At 56.4% G+C, this 15,904-nt stretch carries 15 protein-coding genes; 5 read left to right on the top strand and 10 right to left on the bottom strand.

Annotation, left to right across the window (positions count from 1 at the left end; all coding sequences use genetic code 11):
* Nucleotides 1–387 precede the first annotated feature (387 nt).
* A complete protein-coding gene (locus D7M11_RS24440; RefSeq protein ID WP_120749882.1) occupies nt 388–738 on the bottom strand; it encodes a DUF1002 domain-containing protein in 351 nt (116 codons plus the stop codon).
* 152 nt (nt 739–890) lie between these two features.
* Nucleotides 891–1,913, bottom strand: coding sequence for a radical SAM/SPASM domain-containing protein (locus D7M11_RS24435; protein WP_158606808.1), 1,023 nt, complete (start codon nt 1,911–1,913; stop codon nt 891–893).
* Nucleotides 1,914–2,275: 362 nt separating this feature from the next.
* On the opposite strand from D7M11_RS24435, the gene D7M11_RS24430 reads away from it, so the two are divergent.
* Nucleotides 2,276–3,103, top strand: a complete 828-nt coding sequence (locus D7M11_RS24430) for an AraC family transcriptional regulator (protein WP_120749880.1) — start codon at nt 2,276–2,278, stop codon at nt 3,101–3,103.
* 62 nt (nt 3,104–3,165) lie between these two features.
* Here D7M11_RS24430 and D7M11_RS24425 read toward each other — a convergent pair whose 3' ends face one another.
* Together D7M11_RS24425 and D7M11_RS24420 are read right to left on the bottom strand one after the other, a co-directional pair.
* A complete protein-coding gene (locus D7M11_RS24425; RefSeq protein WP_120749879.1) occupies nt 3,166–4,134 on the bottom strand; it encodes a sugar phosphate isomerase/epimerase family protein in 969 nt (322 codons plus the stop codon).
* Between the two features lie 98 nt (nt 4,135–4,232).
* Nucleotides 4,233–5,321, bottom strand: coding sequence for a Gfo/Idh/MocA family protein (locus tag D7M11_RS24420; RefSeq protein ID WP_120749878.1), 1,089 nt, complete (start codon nt 5,319–5,321; stop codon nt 4,233–4,235).
* Nucleotides 5,322–5,652: 331 nt separating this feature from the next.
* On the opposite strand from D7M11_RS24420, the gene D7M11_RS24415 reads away from it, so the two are divergent.
* Together D7M11_RS24415 and D7M11_RS24410 are read left to right on the top strand one after the other, a co-directional pair.
* A complete protein-coding gene (locus D7M11_RS24415; protein ID WP_120749877.1) occupies nt 5,653–6,303 on the top strand; it encodes a hypothetical protein in 651 nt (216 codons plus the stop codon).
* A 53-nt stretch (nt 6,304–6,356) separates the two neighbouring features.
* On the top strand, nt 6,357–7,037 hold the full coding sequence (locus D7M11_RS24410) for a hypothetical protein (RefSeq protein ID WP_120749876.1): 681 nt from the start codon (nt 6,357–6,359) through the stop codon (nt 7,035–7,037).
* Between the two features lie 97 nt (nt 7,038–7,134).
* Here D7M11_RS24410 and D7M11_RS24405 read toward each other — a convergent pair whose 3' ends face one another.
* Nucleotides 7,135–8,271, bottom strand: coding sequence for an N-acetylmuramoyl-L-alanine amidase family protein (locus tag D7M11_RS24405; RefSeq protein WP_240041287.1), 1,137 nt, complete (start codon nt 8,269–8,271; stop codon nt 7,135–7,137).
* A 122-nt stretch (nt 8,272–8,393) separates the two neighbouring features.
* Here D7M11_RS24405 and D7M11_RS24400 point away from each other — a divergent pair, with 122 nt between their 5' ends.
* Nucleotides 8,394–9,872, top strand: a complete 1,479-nt coding sequence (locus D7M11_RS24400; RefSeq protein WP_120749875.1) for a sodium:solute symporter family protein — start codon at nt 8,394–8,396, stop codon at nt 9,870–9,872.
* A gap of 150 nt (nt 9,873–10,022) precedes the next feature.
* Complete coding sequence (gene glsA, locus D7M11_RS24395) at nt 10,023–10,961, top strand: glutaminase A (protein ID WP_120749874.1); 939 nt, start codon at nt 10,023–10,025, stop codon at nt 10,959–10,961.
* 282 nt (nt 10,962–11,243) lie between these two features.
* On the opposite strand, the gene D7M11_RS36525 is transcribed toward glsA, so the two are convergent.
* The 5 genes from D7M11_RS36525 to D7M11_RS24375 all read right to left on the bottom strand — a co-directional run bounded on the left by D7M11_RS36525 (nt 11,244) and on the right by D7M11_RS24375 (nt 15,902).
* Nucleotides 11,244–11,384 carry a hypothetical protein gene (locus tag D7M11_RS36525; protein ID WP_158606807.1) on the bottom strand — a complete coding sequence of 47 codons (141 nt, stop codon included), beginning with the start codon at nt 11,382–11,384 and terminating at the stop codon, nt 11,244–11,246.
* 702 nt (nt 11,385–12,086) lie between these two features.
* Complete coding sequence (locus D7M11_RS24390; protein ID WP_120749873.1) at nt 12,087–13,535, bottom strand: nicotinate phosphoribosyltransferase; 1,449 nt, start codon at nt 13,533–13,535, stop codon at nt 12,087–12,089.
* Between the two features lie 58 nt (nt 13,536–13,593).
* Nucleotides 13,594–14,151 carry a cysteine hydrolase family protein gene (locus D7M11_RS24385; RefSeq protein WP_120749872.1) on the bottom strand — a complete coding sequence of 186 codons (558 nt, stop codon included), beginning with the start codon at nt 14,149–14,151 and terminating at the stop codon, nt 13,594–13,596.
* A 54-nt stretch (nt 14,152–14,205) separates the two neighbouring features.
* A complete protein-coding gene (locus D7M11_RS24380) occupies nt 14,206–15,018 on the bottom strand; it encodes an NUDIX domain-containing protein (protein ID WP_120749871.1) in 813 nt (270 codons plus the stop codon).
* Between the two features lie 107 nt (nt 15,019–15,125).
* Entirely contained in the window at nt 15,126–15,902 is a 777-nt protein-coding gene (locus tag D7M11_RS24375) for a M55 family metallopeptidase (RefSeq protein WP_120749870.1), read from the bottom strand.
* Between the last annotated feature and the right edge of the window lie 2 nt (nt 15,903–15,904).

The following is a 15,904-nucleotide window of genomic DNA, read 5'->3' as shown; positions in this document are numbered from 1 at the left end:
CTCTTGCGCTACCTTATTTCGGACTTCTTCATATACATGATTCCTCTTTTTCACGGCCCTTCACCTCTTGAATATAGTGTACCTGATTTCCTATGGTACTCTCCAATTCAATTAGGGGGCTAAAGAGGTAGCTTGCCTACCGACCGGAAGTATTGCAGCTGCGGCAATTCCATTGTAATCATCCTCTCGTATGCTGCAGGTGATGTGCGTTTACGTGCGAAAAAACCGAAACGCACCCAGCTTCACATTGCTTTTGACCAGCATAGCAGAAGCAACTATACAAATTCTTAAACTCCTTCGTTGCCGGTCTTTCGCTTCATCTTCCCGAAACGTCAAATACCCCCGGCCGGCCAAATCCGGGGGTACTCGCTCGCAGCCGAAGCTGGATTATTTTCCGATTTTGTTGGAAATATTCAGGTTGAGCCCCGTCAGCTTGTCGTTGACCCGGCTCTGGATTTCATGAAGCTGCGCCATGTCATGGGCCAGGTCGATGACCTTGACCTTCACGACGGCGATAACGCTGCTCGCCACCCGAGCCACATAATCGTCCGCCACCGGGTTGCCGGAAGGGAGCGCGGACAGCTTGCCGAGGCTTTGCAGCGCTTCCGTGCTGACCCTCAGATTTTTGTTATGGATTTGTTCCTGCAGCGCTTTCGTCATACCGGACAAAGCCGCCTTTTGCAGTTCGGGATCGGATGCGAGCAGCTTGCCAAGTTCGTCCATACCTTTATCGGACATAGGAATACCTCCAATTTAGGATCAATAGGGTCGATGCGCCTTCCGGGTAGCATGAAGCGGAATGGATCGAAAGTTTGCCCGTGGAAGGTTGGGCTTTTTTGGAATGTGTAAACGATGATGAGATCGTGAGGTATTTCATGCGAAAGTGCGGTCTAAACGGCTTTGCCCGCAGACCAGTTGTTCAATAAAATTTCCATGCCGTATTGCCGCATGGCATCCTCCACCATCCAGAAATCGGGACGGGAGCGGAGAGCGTTGCACATATGGCATACCGAATGCTCTCTCGGCGGCAGCCGCCACTGCGGATGAAACCGCTGGACGATCTGCTCGAGCTCGCCGAGCCCGCGATGCGTGATCACTTTCAAATACACATCGCCGAGCATATTCGTCAGCACTTCCGGCATCGTCTGCCGGTACAGATTGCCGACGACGAACACGCCGTCGTCCAAACAGACCGAGCAGCACGGATCGACGTCGCCGTTCGGCTGGATGACCATTTGCACGCGCGGACAGAACAGCTGATCGTCCCGCGGAATCCGGGTCTGCACCAGGCGCGGAAGCTGCTTCGCCCGGCCGACCGGCAGCACGTAATAATTTTCGTCCCAGAGGAGACGATCATGCCATTCGGGCTCGAAGTAGTCTTTGGCGCTTTTGCCGGGACTCGTGAAGTTGCTCGTTATCGACACGGCCAGACCGGCTTCGAGCGCCGTCTTGGCTGCCGTCGCCGCATGCTTCGGGTTGACCCAGACGGAATGGCTTTCATCCATCGATACGGCAACCTCGACCAATCCGAGCGACTTCAGCTCCTCCAAACGGCGCCGCGCCAGTTCGGGATTGTTGCCCCAAAACCCGTTCGTCGTAATGGAGGTCAGAAATCCGTAATCGTGCAAATGCTTGTGCACCTCGAGCATTTCGTCATAGCGGAGGAATACTTCCCCTCCCGTAAAGCCGGCCGTTTTGCAATACGGCACGTACTCAGAGAAGTCATGAATCCACTGCCGGACGCCGGAAATGTCGATCGCTCCCCGCTTCGAAGGCCCATCGTCGTTGCAACAAATGTCGCAGAAAGCATTGCATTGCCTTGTGAGGCTGAATACGAGATCCTGAATGCGAACATGTCCCCTAAGACTCGTCTCCGTCAGCTGCAATTCGTCTATCAGCGTTATAGTTGTCACCTCCTTCCAGATTATGAAACATATTCTACAATATCCCTCATGCAACGTTAATATAACAGGCGGGACAAGCACTGTCATGAGAAATAGACCCTATTCGGCAATGAGCCGTTCGGTGTGATTTATCATGCTCCCCTTGCCGAATCTTCTGTTTCCCCTACGACTTTGGTTACGGCCTTCCGTCCTTCTCAGGGGGACCCGGAACTATGCGGCTATCCGTCTGGGAGGTATCCGGAACTACGATCCATTGTGAATCTTCGAGGTATAAGAGAAGTCCGCACGGAAGCCAAAATAAACCGTTGTCGAATCCGCGCCGCTTGCCGATAATGAGAAGAGAAGATCAACGTCCGGGACGGGAGGGTTCCATGAAGACGCTCACTTGTGAAGTGCTCGCAGCAGGCTATTCGCATCATTCCAAACCGTTTTATGTGAAATCGACGCGCGGCTTGCGCAACTATTTGATCCGATTTCAGGTCGAGGGCATTTGCCGGGCGCTGGTGGACGGCGAGGTGAGGCTGATCGTGCCGGGGGACCTGCTGCTGTACAAGCCGAAGGATCAATACGATCTGCGCGTCGAGGAGGAGCGGCAGCCAAGCGGAGAGCTTGGGGTGACGAGCGGCGATTATTACTTTTTTTGCCGCGGCACCTGGCTGGACGAATGGTGGAAACGGATGGACAAGCACCGGCACCTTAAGCTGACGATGAATGAGGATGTGCTTCATCTATGCCGCCAGACGATATTGGAGCAGCGCCGGGGCAAGGCGCCGGCCAAGGAAATGGCCGAATATTATTTGCGGCTGTTATGCCTGACGATCGAGCGGGCCAGCCATGAACACCGCCGAGGTTCCGGCAAAGGCCGGTCGTTTCTCGCTTACGAGATGAAACGGTATATCGAGGAAAACGCGCTGTCTCCGGTCAAATTGGAGGACGTCGCCTCGCATGTCGGCCTGAGCGTGTCCCGTGCGGTCCATCTGTTCAAGTCCGTGTTCGACCAGTCGATTATGCAGTATGTGCAGCAAATCCGCCTGTCTGCGGCGCGGGAACGCATCCTGTTCAGCAAAATGTCGCTCGAGCAAATCGCCGAGATGTGCGGCTTCAACAGCTATACGTACTTCTATCGCGTCTTCCGGGCTCGTTACGGCACCAGTCCGAAAGAATACCGCGCCGGCGAATGGAACAACCTGATCGATTGAGGCGGACAGACGACAGCAAAAAACCGCTCCCCCGACGAATCGGAGAAGCGGCTGATCATCTCTTATACCCACCACATTTGGCCGAGCGGCTCCCGCAGCAGTACCTGCTGCAAGTTCGCGACCGCCTTCGTAAAGCCTTCGTCGATCGACATCAGCCCGTCTTCATGCTCGATGCTGACGACATAATCGTAACCGACCAAGCGCAGCGCGCTCAAAATATCGGCCCACGTCTTCAGATCGTGTCCGAAACCGACCGTGCGGAACTGCCATGCGCGATCGAGCATAAGCGCATACGACTGCATATCGGTAACCCCGTGCTTGTTCACGTTGCTCGGATCGATCGTCGTGTCCTTCGCATGGAAGTGATGAATCGCTCCGGCGCGGCCCAAAATATGAACCGCCTGCACCGGGTCGATCCCTTGCCACCACATATGGCTCGGGTCGAGATTCGCGCCGATCGCCTCGCCCGCCGCTTCGCGCAGGCGCAGCAGCGTGCCCGGGCTGTGGACGGAAAATCCGCCGTGCAGCTCGAGGCCGATTTTCACGTTATGCTGGGAGGCGTAACGTCCCCATTCGCTCCAATACGGGATAACCTTCTGCTCCCACTGCCAAGTCAAAATTTCCTGATAGTCGTTCGGCCAAGGCGCAACCGGCCAGTTCGGATACTTCGCATCCTCGTGGTCGCCCGGGCAGCCGGAGAACGTGTTGACGACCGGCACCTCAAGACGTTCGGCCAGATCGACCGTTTTCACGAACGCGTCGTGGAACTCTTTGGCGATCTGCTTTTGCGGATGCAGCGGATTGCCGTGCACGCTGAGCGCGCTGATCGTCAGCCCCCGCGATTCGACCGCCTGCTTGAACGCCTTCAGCTTGCCCGCGTCGCCAAGCAGCGTATCCGGATCGCAATGCGCGTTGCCCGGATAACCGCCTGTGCCGATCTCGACCGCGTCCAGTCCTTTGGAAGCGATGTAGTCAAGCGCTTCCTCCAGCGGCTTGCCGGCGAACAATACGGTAAATACACCCAACTTCATAAAAAAGGCCTCCTCTCTTTAATCGGTGATCATATAAAACGGTACGCCGGGTGCAACACCCGGCGCAACGTGAGGCTCATACGCAGCCGTAGTTCCGACTACTCGTTTAAATAAACCGTTTTGCCCGTTTTGCCGGACTCGTACAGCGCCTCGAGAATTTCCGTAACGACGAGAGCTTGCTCCGGCTTCACGAGCGGCTCGGTATCGTTCAAAATCGCTTCCACCCACAGGCGCGCTTCCATATCGCCGCTCGATTCCTTCTTACCGTCGTAGAACGCTACGCCGCCAGAATCCGTCTTCACGGTTGTATCGAACAAGCGGCTGAATTGCTCGCCGTTGATGCGCAGGCCGTTTTCCATGTCGGCGCCGCCTTCCGTGCCGCACAGAACCGCCTTCGCTTCGCCCACGAGCAGCGTGTTGAGCGCCCAGCTCGATTCGAGCACGATCGTCGCGCCGTTCTCCATCTTGATGAAGCCGAACGCGGAATCTTCAACCGTAAACTTTTTCGGATCCCAAGGTCCCCAAGCATTGGCCGCATTTTCCCGGCTGCCGAGCTTATGGAATACGGAGCCCGTTACGCTGACCGGCTTGTAGTTGTCCATCATCCAAAGCGTCAAGTCGAGCGCATGCGTTCCGATATCGATGAGCGGTCCTCCGCCTTGCTTCTCCTCGTCGAGGAATACGCCCCATGTCGGAACGGCGCGGCGGCGAATCGCAAGCGCCTTCGCGTAATAAACTTCGCCGAGTTGTCCGCTTTCGGCAACCTGTTTCATATGCAGGCTATCCGGACGGTAGCGGTTGTTGTAACCGATCGTCAGCTTTTTGCCGGTACGCTTCGCCGTTTCAACCATGCGGCGCGCGTCGGCCGCCGTTTTGGCCATCGGCTTTTCGCACATAACGTGCTTGCCGGCTTCCAGCGCAGCAATCGAAATGACCGCGTGGGAATCGTTAGGCGTACAAACGTGAACGACGTCCAGCGTTTCGTCTTCCAGCAGCTTGCGGAAATCCGTATACACTTTCGCGCCTTCGACGCCATACTGCTTGGCCGCTTTCTGAGCGCGCTCCTCTTCGATATCGCAGAATGCTACCATTTCCACTTGCGGGAGCTTGGACAACGCTGGCATATGTTTGCCGTTCGCGATGCCTCCCGTACCGATAATGCCGACTCTCAGCTTTCCGTTTGCCATGATCGTATACCCTCCTACTATTTGCGTGACGAAGTAATCTTGCTCGCATAACTTTCAGCTCTATGTAATCATAAAGCGTATTCTTTGAACATGAAGTATATGACAATAACATGAACTATCTGGCTACGATTATTTTCGCGTTCTTCGTTTGTACCGCATAAAGCCCCGCCGTCAAAGGGTTTCGCTCGGAACAAACTGCATGTCCGAACGCAAATTTCGTCAAAATTTACCGAATCGCCTCGATTGTCTTACAGCTTCAAAGATCAGTGGCCGTATTGTATAATGAATTCTATCTTCTTTCCAAAATGAAAGGCCGGATCGGGGTACTGGTATGGGCGTGTTGTCGTTTCTGGGCGTTTCCTCGCTGGAGTGGTTTGCGCTCCTTATGCTGAGCTTTACGATGTTCCGAATGGAAATCCGCGGCAGCCGCGGTCAAATAGCATTCACTTCGTTTCTGCTTTCCTTGCTCTCTTATATTTTGATCGTACGTCTGGATCTCGTTACTTTTGCGACGTTTCTTCAGCCGCCGATCGTCTTTTTGTTTTTATGGCTCATGTTCCGCATTCCGGCTTTTTATGCCGGCGTCATTACGACGAACGGGTATCTAATATATATCCTGCTGACTGCGATTATATACGGCATTGCGCATCTGCTCGGTTTGCAGATAGTGGCGGATACGCCCGCATCCTTCGCCGCGCAAACGCTCACGGCCTGCATCGCGCTGTCGATCGCCCGGTTCCTGCATACGTTTCGTCTCGGCTATACGTTCGTTCCTTACAGAGCCCGCGCGAACGAGCGGCTTACGAAGCCGAATCTGCGCCTGTTGCTGGTTACGATTGCCGGATACGCCGTCATCACGAGCTTTAACTTTTTGTATTTTTTGGGCGACTATAAGCAGGCGGTGCTGATCCCGGTCATCGTTTCGCTTGCGCTGCTGCAATATGGCCTGTTCAAAAAAGAGAGCGCCGATTCCGTGTTATAATCCTAACGCCCGGATCACGAGCGTCCCTACCCTAATAAAGACGGAGTGGCTTTATGGACGTGATCGTCTTTTTGTCCGTATCGATGTGGGAATGGTTCGCCCTTATCCTGCTCATATTTGCCCTATACCGATTCGAAATCGGCCACCATCTCGGCCAGCTCGCTTTTTCCGGATTTTTGCTCGCCATGTGCTCGTACATGCTGTTTATCGTGTTCGAGTTCAATCTGATCGCGCTGCTCGTCCAGCCAATCGCGGCCTTTTTGTTTTTTTGGCTCATGTTCAAAATACCGCCGCTATATGCAAGCATTATCGTCATCAACGGTTACTTGGCCTACTGTCTCGTGATGTCGACGCTGTATCTCGTTACCGAGCAGTTCGGGGCCGTCATTACGCCCTCGACCTCGACGAACTATGCGTTTCACGCCATGACGGGACTCATTCTGCTGCTGCTCACTTGGTTTGTCGTCCGTTTTCGCCTCGGCTTTTCGTTCGTGCATTATGGGGATACGGGCTTCACCGCGCCAAGCTTGCCCGGACTGCACAAGAAGCTGCTGCCGCTCGTTACCGCGCTCGGGTGTTTGATGCTCGCCGGTTTCAACCTCATTTATTGGCGGACGGGTTATACGCCGCTATTCGTCGTTTTGACCGCTCTATCGCTCGGTTTGTTAGGCTATTATGCGTTTCGAATGGAGCACGAGATCGCTTCCGCACGCAGAAACAAAAGAATCGGATAGCCGGCCTTATGCCCGCCGCCCGCCTTTCGTTTCGCGCTTTAGCGCTTTAAACCCCCGATTCTTCCTCGGATGAGGCGATTCGGGGGTTCTTTGCTGCTTACGGCTGATGCAGCCACATATCGCCAAGCCAGGTCTGAACGCGTATCCATTCGCCCCATCGGCCGTTTGCCTGCACCGTTTGCGGCGCAAGCTCCGAGACGGCCGCTTCGCTGCCTGACGGATACCGGTACAGCTTGGTTGCCGAAGGCAGCTCGATCCGCTCTTCGGTTTCCTCGACCTTGCCGGTAAGCGCATTCGGCGCATAGATCCAGTTCGCTCCGAGCCACGTATCGATGAGATACCAGTGCCCTGCCTTCTCGCGGGCATTCACCGTTTGCGGGCCCAAATACGCTCCGACGGGAACGAGCCGGCCGGTATGCCGGTCGTACAGATCGGCACTTTCCAGCAGCGTCAGCTTCTCCTCGTACGGCTCCGGATGCCACGCCGGTTTCCCCGCGACCTCCGTCATGTACCGCTCAATGCCGCCCGCGATGCCTTCGGCCATCTTGATCTGGTACTCATCCGTCTGAAGCAGCCGGTCTTCCTCCGGGTTCGTCATGAATCCCATCTCGACGAGCACGTTCGGCACGGTCGACCAGTTAAACCCGGACAGATCGCTGCGGGCTACGCTGCCGCGCGAGCGGGCGCCGGTGGCGGAGACCAGATCGGCAAGCACGATCCCCGCAGCGGCTTTGCTGAGAGCATACTGCTCAGGCGTAGCCGAGACGCTTTCCGCCGGATACAGCACCGATGCTCCTTGCGTTTTCGCCGAGGTGTCGCCGTCTGCATGAATGCGCACGAACAGATCCGCTCCCGCGGCGTTGGCCATCTCCGCCCGTTCCTTGTTGCTAATGTCGACCTTATGCGCCTCCCGCGTCATAACGACCGTGAACCCCTTCGCCGTAAGGATCTCCTTGATCCGGTTCGACACTTCCAGCGTCAGTACGTGCTCCGGCTTGCCGCTGGCCACGCCCCGCGTACCGGACGACACCTTCGGCTTCTTCTCGTTCGAGCCGGGGCCGACCGGCTCCAGCTCGTTATTGCCGCGTTCCTGATGGCCCGGATCGATGCAGATGATCGGTCCCCCGGCAGAACGGCCGGTTTCGCCTCCCGCCGCCGCAGACGGGACAAGCGTTCCCCACGCCAGCAATGCCGCCATAAGCGGAGGCAGCCATATTTTATTTCGCTTCTTCATTCCCATAACTCCTACTCTCGTCCTCCTTGAACTCGGCATGACAACCTGTTGTCATGAAAACGGTATACGAAAATATGCTCAAAGTAAAGATCTTATCCTATCCGGCCAAGGAGGGAACGGGCATGCACACTCTCGATTGGATTGTTATGGGGCTTTACTTTGTTCTTATGATCGGTATCGGCGTCTGGTCATACCGGCAAGTGAAGGGGACGGGCGATTTTTTCACCGCCGGAGGACGTATGCCGTGGTGGCTGTCCGGTATTTCGCACCATATGTCCGGCTACAGCGCCGCCGTCTTCGTCGCTTATGCGGGCGTGGCCTACAAGTACGGGTTCACGCTTTATATTTGGTGGGCCGTTCCGGTTGCGATCGCCGTTTTCGTCGGAGCGAAGTGGATCGCCCCGCGCTGGTCCCGGCTTCGCCAGCGTCTGCATATCGAATCCCCAACGGAATATTTGGCGCTGCGCTACAATGTCCCGACGCAGCAATTGCTCGCCTGGAGCGGTGTGCTGCTGAAGCTGTTCGACGTCGGCGCCAAATGGGCGGCGATATCCGTCATTCTGAATGTGTTCGCCGGCGTTCCTCTGACGACGGGCATTATCGCCTCGTGTCTCCTGTCGCTCGTTTATGTAACGATAGGCGGACTGTGGGCCGACGCCTGGACGGACTTTGCCCAGTTTATCGTGCAGCTTGCGGCCGGCCTCGCCATGTTCGTCATCGTGCTCGCCAAGCTGGGCGGCGTCTCGGCGATCTTCGATCTATGGGACCGGCTGCCGCCGACGCATAACGATGCGCTCGCCGGACCGTATACGCTCGGGTTCGTGCTCGCCTATCTGCTGATCGATTTCCTGAGCTACAACGGCGGAACATGGAATTTGGCGCAGCGCTACATCGCCGCGCCGAGCGGCAAGGAAGCGCGCAAAGCCGCCTATTTGTCATCCGCGCTGTACCTGATCTGGCCGCTCATTTTGTTTTTCCCGATGTGGGCGTCTCCGCTCTTCTACCCGTCCCTGCAAAATCCGGACCAATCGTATTCGATGATGGCGATGGATTTGCTGCCGCCGGGTCTGATCGGGCTCGTGCTCGCCTCAATGTTCGCCCATACGATGGCAATGACGACATCGGACGCGAATGCGATTACGTCCGTCGTCACCCGCGACATTTTGCCGAGGCTGTTCGTCCGCTTCCGCAAGCTGGACGGAAAGGCGGCGCTGCTTGCCGCTCGCGTCACCCTTGTCGTCTTCACGGGACTTACGCTGCTCGTCGCGGTCAATCAAAGCCAATTCGGCGGCATTCTGGGCCTGCTCATTACGTGGTTCGGGGCGCTGGTCGGACCGATCTCGATTCCGATGCTGCTCGGCCTGCTTCCCGTGTTCAAGAGAAGCGGCTCCGCGGCGGCGATCGTCTCATGGGCGGGAGGGTTGCTGACGTTCGGCTACGTGAAATACGTAATGGAGGGGGCCTCCACGGCAACCCTCGTAGCCTCGCCTGTCGTGGTATCGGCGGCGCTGTTCATCGTCATCGGACTGCTCACGCACAAACATGCCGTTCCCCGCGAAGTCGACGAGCTTGTCGATTCGCTGAACGAAGACTTGCCTTGATCATACAGAAAGGACGGCTTCCGCTCCCGGCGGTGCCGTCTCTTTTTTTTGCGCTGGACACGTTTGCGGCCGTTTTGCCTTGCCTGCCTGTCGTGTATAATGAAAATAAAAACTATGCCGCTACCCGTATGACAGAAGGAGAAGTCACCGATGCCGACCGATTTCAACCAATTGACGAACCAGTTGCCCGGCCTGGTCGAGTTATGCCGCACCTATGCCACCGAGGGCCGCGTCGCCTCCTACATTCCCGAGCTGGCCCACGCGAATCCGCAAACGCTCGGCATTACGCTGCATCACAAGTCGGGGAGTTTCACGAGCGCAGGCGAATCGGACACGCCGTTTACGCTGCAGAGCATTTCGAAGGTGTTCACGCTGCTGCTCGCGCTCATGGACCGCGGAGAGCAAGCCGTCTTCGAGAAGGTTGGCATGGAGCCGACCGGCGATGTGTTCAATTCGATGCTCAAGCTGGAGCTCGTCCAGCCCGGCAAGCCGTTTAATCCGCTCATCAATGCCGGAGCGATCGTGATCTCGTCGCTCATTGGCGGCGACACGCCCGAGCTCAAGTCGCAGCGCATTTTGCGCTTTATCCGCGATTTGGCAGGCGACGACAGCCCGTCGTTCAACGAGAGCGTCTATCGGTCGGAAGCAGCCACGGCAAATCGCAACCGGTCGCTTGCCTATTTTCTGAAAGACAACAAAGTGCTGGATCAGGACGTAGAGCCTACGCTCGAAGTGTATTTCAAGCAATGCGCGATCGAAGTGACCTGCGCCCACGTGGCCCGTATGGGGCTCATCCTCGCAAACGACGGGAGCGATCCGCTTAGCGGGCGGGAGATCGTCCCGAAACGTTATGTGCGCATCGCCAAGTCGTTCATGGTTACGTGCGGCATGTACAATGCGTCCGGGGAGTTCGCCATCCAGGTCGGCATTCCGGCAAAAAGCGGCGTGGCCGGAGGCATTCTGGCGCTCGTTCCCGGCGAGCTGGGCATCGGCATAATCGGCCCTGCGCTTAATGACAAAGGAAATAGTACAGCCGGCGTCCAATTGCTGAAGCAGCTCTCCGAGCACTACGATTGGAGCATGTTCTAGCTTTCTAGCTTCGTTCTTTCGTTCCGTTTCCGCAAGGTCCGGAAAGCTTCCGCTCCGAATCTCGTCGGGCCGGTGGTGCGACAGGAACCTCCCTCCGCTTATGCAGCAGGTCCCGGAGGTTCTTCGTCGGCCGCCGCCGACAGCGCCGCATCCTGAAAGCGCATTCAACACCTCTATGTCAAGACGGGTTACCGTCATAACTAGCGAATGGTTTTATTCAGGGCGAATCATAACCTCTATTTCCTTACTGGCCCCCTTACATCGTTGTATTCCAATTCCAGATTAGCTGGAATAACGTCTTCTCGAAAGCTTCACGGTTCCGGGCTTCGCGGCCGCGTCCACTTCGGGGTACGGCGGCTTCAGTCCCATCTGCGTAAGTATAATCCGAATGTCCAAGCTGATTTTGGCAGTGCCCCTCGTCATTATTAACCATTCCCTCCGTTGCTTAAGCTAAAGTGTCACTTCATTAGTTATCGCATGAACAGAGTGTAAATACTGTAAAAACTTGTCGATGCCTCGCTTGAATTTTCATATAAGTTTTGATTAAAAAACAATTAAAAAAAATGTTCCGCAGCCTCTTGCTTGCTACTTTCAGCCAGCTTCGGGACCAAAATATGACAATATCTTTGTATCCGAAGCACTAACAATCGATCCGGTCGCCACCGGGCTCGGGCGGCCCGCAAACAACGCGGGCAAAAAAGGATTGCATTCGGAAAAAGACCAAGTAATTGGCAAAAATTTTCTTTTTAGGATATAACATGTATTTGCACGATGTGCCGAACGATGTCGATTTATCCAACTCGAAGAATATTCAAGTTGCTTGAAAAAAGCCCCAAAACGGATAAAGTCGAAAAAACGCGCGGAGGGCCTCCCTCTGCCCCAAGGTATGCCGGGCTGTCCGGTGCCAAAGCACTATTTTTCCGCGCGGGCGCGTTCGATGTCGAGATGGCGGGAGATGCGGCGGGTGCCCGAATACCGGGCAGTTAGCGGGCTTGGAAGAGATAACGCGATGAGAGGAGACGAGGCGGGACGGGTGCTGCGGGACTCCCGCAGAGCCGGAAACGACGGCAGCAGCTCCGCCGAGAAGCTCCTTGCCGTCGTTCGTTCGGGACGTTTCTACTGCGCTTACTGCCGCTTCGAATATTGGTGCAGCAAGTTCATCTTGAGCTGCCACGCCGTTTCGCTCAAGTCGACCGGATACACCTCCGGATTCAGCTTGCGCAGCTGTTCGGGCAGAAACAGCTCCAACTGCCGCCGATGGTAGGCGCGAATTTCATCAAGCTGCGGGAGCCGGGCAACCAGCTCGCCGCCTGCGAAGACGGGCTGAAGCAGCGGAATCGCCTCATAGTCGTCCATATATTTATGCAGGTACGGATGGAGGGGATCGAACAGCTTGATCCGTTTGCCTTCGCGCACATCCGTTTCCTCCCGGAGCGTAATGTAGTCCGCCTCCGCTTTGCCGGTTTGACGGTTGATGATGCGGTACAGCTCCTTCAGTCCCGGTGTCGTAATTTTTTCGGGATTGCCCGATATTTTGATGACCGGCTCGTAGCCGTCGCCCGCTTGCCGCGCCACCAGCTTGTACACGCCGCCTAGCGCAGGCTCGCTTCCCCCGGTAATGAGCTGCGTGCCGACGCCCCACGTATCGATGCGCGCGCCTTGGCCCTTCAGATTAAAGATCAGCGTCTCGTCCAGATCGTTCGACGCCACGATCTTCACATAGGGCAGGCCCGCCTGATCGAGCATCTCCCGCGCCTTCTTCGACAACAACGCGAGGTCGCCGCTGTCAAGCCGGATCGCGTTCATCCGTTTCCCCTGCTGCTCCAGCTTCTTCGCCGTACGAATCGCGTGAGGAACTCCGCTCGCCAGCGTATCGTACGTGTCCACCAGCAGCGTCACCTGATCCGGCAAAGCGGCGGCGTAATGGTCGAACGCCTCCTGCTCGGTCGCGTGCCCCTGCACCCAAGCATGAGCGTGCGTGCCTTTCGTCGGGATGCCGAACCTCATCCCGGCCAGCATGTTCGACGTCGCATCGAAGCCCGCGATGTAGGCGGCCCGTGCGCCCCATACGGCGGCATCCGCTTCCTGAGCGCGGCGCGAGCCGAATTCGAGCAGCATATCGTCCCCGGCCACCCGTTTGATCCGCGCCGCTTTCGTAGCGATCAGCGTCTGGTAGTTCATGTAATTAAGTACCGCCGTCTCGATCAGCTGCACCTCGAAAATGCGCCCTTCGATCCGCATAATCGGCTCATTCGGGAAAACGAGCGTTCCTTCCGGCACGGCATGCACGTTCGCCGTAAATTGAAACCGGCGCAGCTCCTCCAGAAAATCTTCCCGGTAGTTCTCCTCCTGCTCGCGCAAATAGGCGATTTCGGCATCGCCGAACGACAAGCTGCGAATATAGTCCGCTATTCGCTGCAAGCCGGCGAATACGGCAAAGCCGTTGCCGAACGGCAGCTTGCGGAAATAGACGTCGAACACCGCTTTGTCGTTATGCGAGCCATTGACCCAGTGCGAGTACATCATATTGATCTGGTATTTATCCGTATGCAAAGTCATATTGCCGTCACACATCGCAAGTCATCCTCTCCGAGCTTTTCTCTGTGTCCGAATCGTCTTATGAAGCCCCGCTTTATACGCGGTACGGGCTGCCGCCCAGCAGCAGCTGCGCTCCAAGCGAATTCTGAAAATGCTGCAGCGCCCACTCGTGTCCCGCCGGATTGAAGGAGGCGACCGCGTCGGTATGCACGTTGGTGCGGAACCCTTTGTTGTAGGCGTCTACCGCGGTGTGCAGCACGCAAATATCGGTGCAAACGCCGGCCAGATGAAGCTCGCTCACGCCGCGCTCGCGCAGCTTCAGCTCCAGATCGGTGCCGCAAAAGGCGCTGTATCGCGTTTTGTCCATCCAATAGATGCCGTCCTCGAAGCGTCCGTACACTTCATCCAGCTTGCCGTACAGATGCCGCCCTTCCGTGCCGCGTATATTATGCGGCGGAAACAGCTTGTGCTCCGGATGGAACGTATCGTTCTCGTCATGCAGGTCGACCGCCATGACGACCAAGTCCCCCTGCCGGGCGAACGTTTCCGTCAGCTCCGCAATACGGCCTTCGATATCGATTCCCGGCTGTCCGCACGGCAGCTTGCCTACTACAAAATCTACGGTATAGTCGATTACGATCAGCGTTTTCATACCTACATCCTCCCCCTAAAGTCGTATACGCAAACTTTCCATTGCCTTGCCGGATTAGCCGTAGATGGACAGCTTCGGCTCATAACCGGTAAACCGGTACAGCTGCGCGGCCCGCTGGGAATATTTATTGGACCGCTTCCGCTTGCCTTCCTCGTCCGCCGCCTCCTCCAAAATGCCTTCTCTGGCGCGGGTGGACGTAATTTTACGAATAAAATTGCGCTCCTCGAAATCCGGCACTACGGTGCGAATAACCTGATACAACTCCCCGAGCGTAAATTCATCGGGCAAAAACTCCTTCGCGATCGTCGTCGTCAGCATCTTCTCCGACACCCGCGCCAGCGCGTCGCGCAAAATGCGCCCGTGATCGAACGCCAGCTCCATCGCAAGCGCCTCGCGAACCGGGAATAACCTTACGTCGGCGGCATCGTCCTGCGCCTTGCGGTCCGCGAGATACTGTTCGTGCACTAGGGCGCAAAACGCGTGGGAGATGATCCAGCCTCTCGGGTCGCGCTTCGGCTCGCTGTACACGTTCAAATATTCGAGGTGTACGCTGTCCACTCCGGTTTCCTCGACCAGCTCGCGTCTCGCGCAGTCATAGATGCTCTCGTTCTCGTCGCAAAATCCGCCCGGCAGCGCCCAGGCCCCTTCGAACGGCCAGCGCTTTCTCTGGATGAGCAGCACCTCCAGCTCGCGATCCGGCAGCGCTTTTTTGCCCGCCCTTTCGCGGGAGGAGATCGTAAAGATGACGATGTCGCTGGGCGCTCCGTCCGGCGTCCGGTAGTTGCTCGCCGTATAGGTCGAGGCGCTCTCAATCTGCTGCTCCTGCTCGTTTCCATGTTCGTGTTCGTTATCGGCTTGATGGGACATCCGTGCTCCGACTCCTTGATTATGTATTTTTGATATTATCATAATGACATATTAAAATTCATTTGTCAACAAAAAAGAGGCCACCTCCTCGGTGACCCCATTCCGCCCTAGAAAGGCAGTTCGTTCAAATCTTCCGTTTCTATGCTATACGTTCGTTCATCGATAAACGTCAAATCGGGCCGCTTCGCCATCCAATCCTGGCCGAACGGAGCGAAGTGCCGGGCCTCAAACCGATACGGCGGCCGAAGCGCTGTAAAAGGCGGTATGTCCCCGATCCGGCGCACCGCCCGAATCGTCCCCTCGCGGATGCGCTCGCACGACTCCGCCGGGTCCAGATGATCCGCGCGCTCTACGCCATTGCCCGCTTTGGTCGCCACCGTCTCGATCTCCGGCACAAACATCTTCGCTTCCAGCGCCGCTTTGTCGTCGCCTGCCAAAAATATCGTCGGAACGCCCTGCATCCCGGCCACTAACGCCCTCGCCCCAAATTCGCCGATGAATACATCGTTAAGGCGATAGTACATAATTCCAAGCGAGGAGTAAGTATGATTAAGCGGAGCATCGATCGTACCGGCCATCGCATGCTGGCCTACAAACAGCATGGCCGTATATCCGTCAAGATGGTAATAAGGCTTTGGCTGCTTTCTCCCGATATAGGTGACGCCGATCAGTTCCTCGGGCAATAGTCCGCCGTTTCCGTGTCCGTCCCACGCATCGACTGCGGCATCCGGATACACCGCGCGAATGCCTTCCGCGCAAGCGTTGACCTCGCGCGTAAGCTGTCTCATGGAGCTTTCCTTCATGGAAGCGTCGCTCGTTCTCGTCTGGGTAAACGAATCTGTCCCTGCAACTCCTTCCAGATCCGTCAATATGAAAAATTTCATCG

Source organism: Paenibacillus ginsengarvi, assembly GCF_003626695.1.
Lineage (GTDB): Bacteria > Bacillota > Bacilli > Paenibacillales > NBRC-103111 > Paenibacillus_AB > Paenibacillus_AB ginsengarvi.
This window is presented reverse-complemented; position numbering and strand designations above follow the sequence as displayed.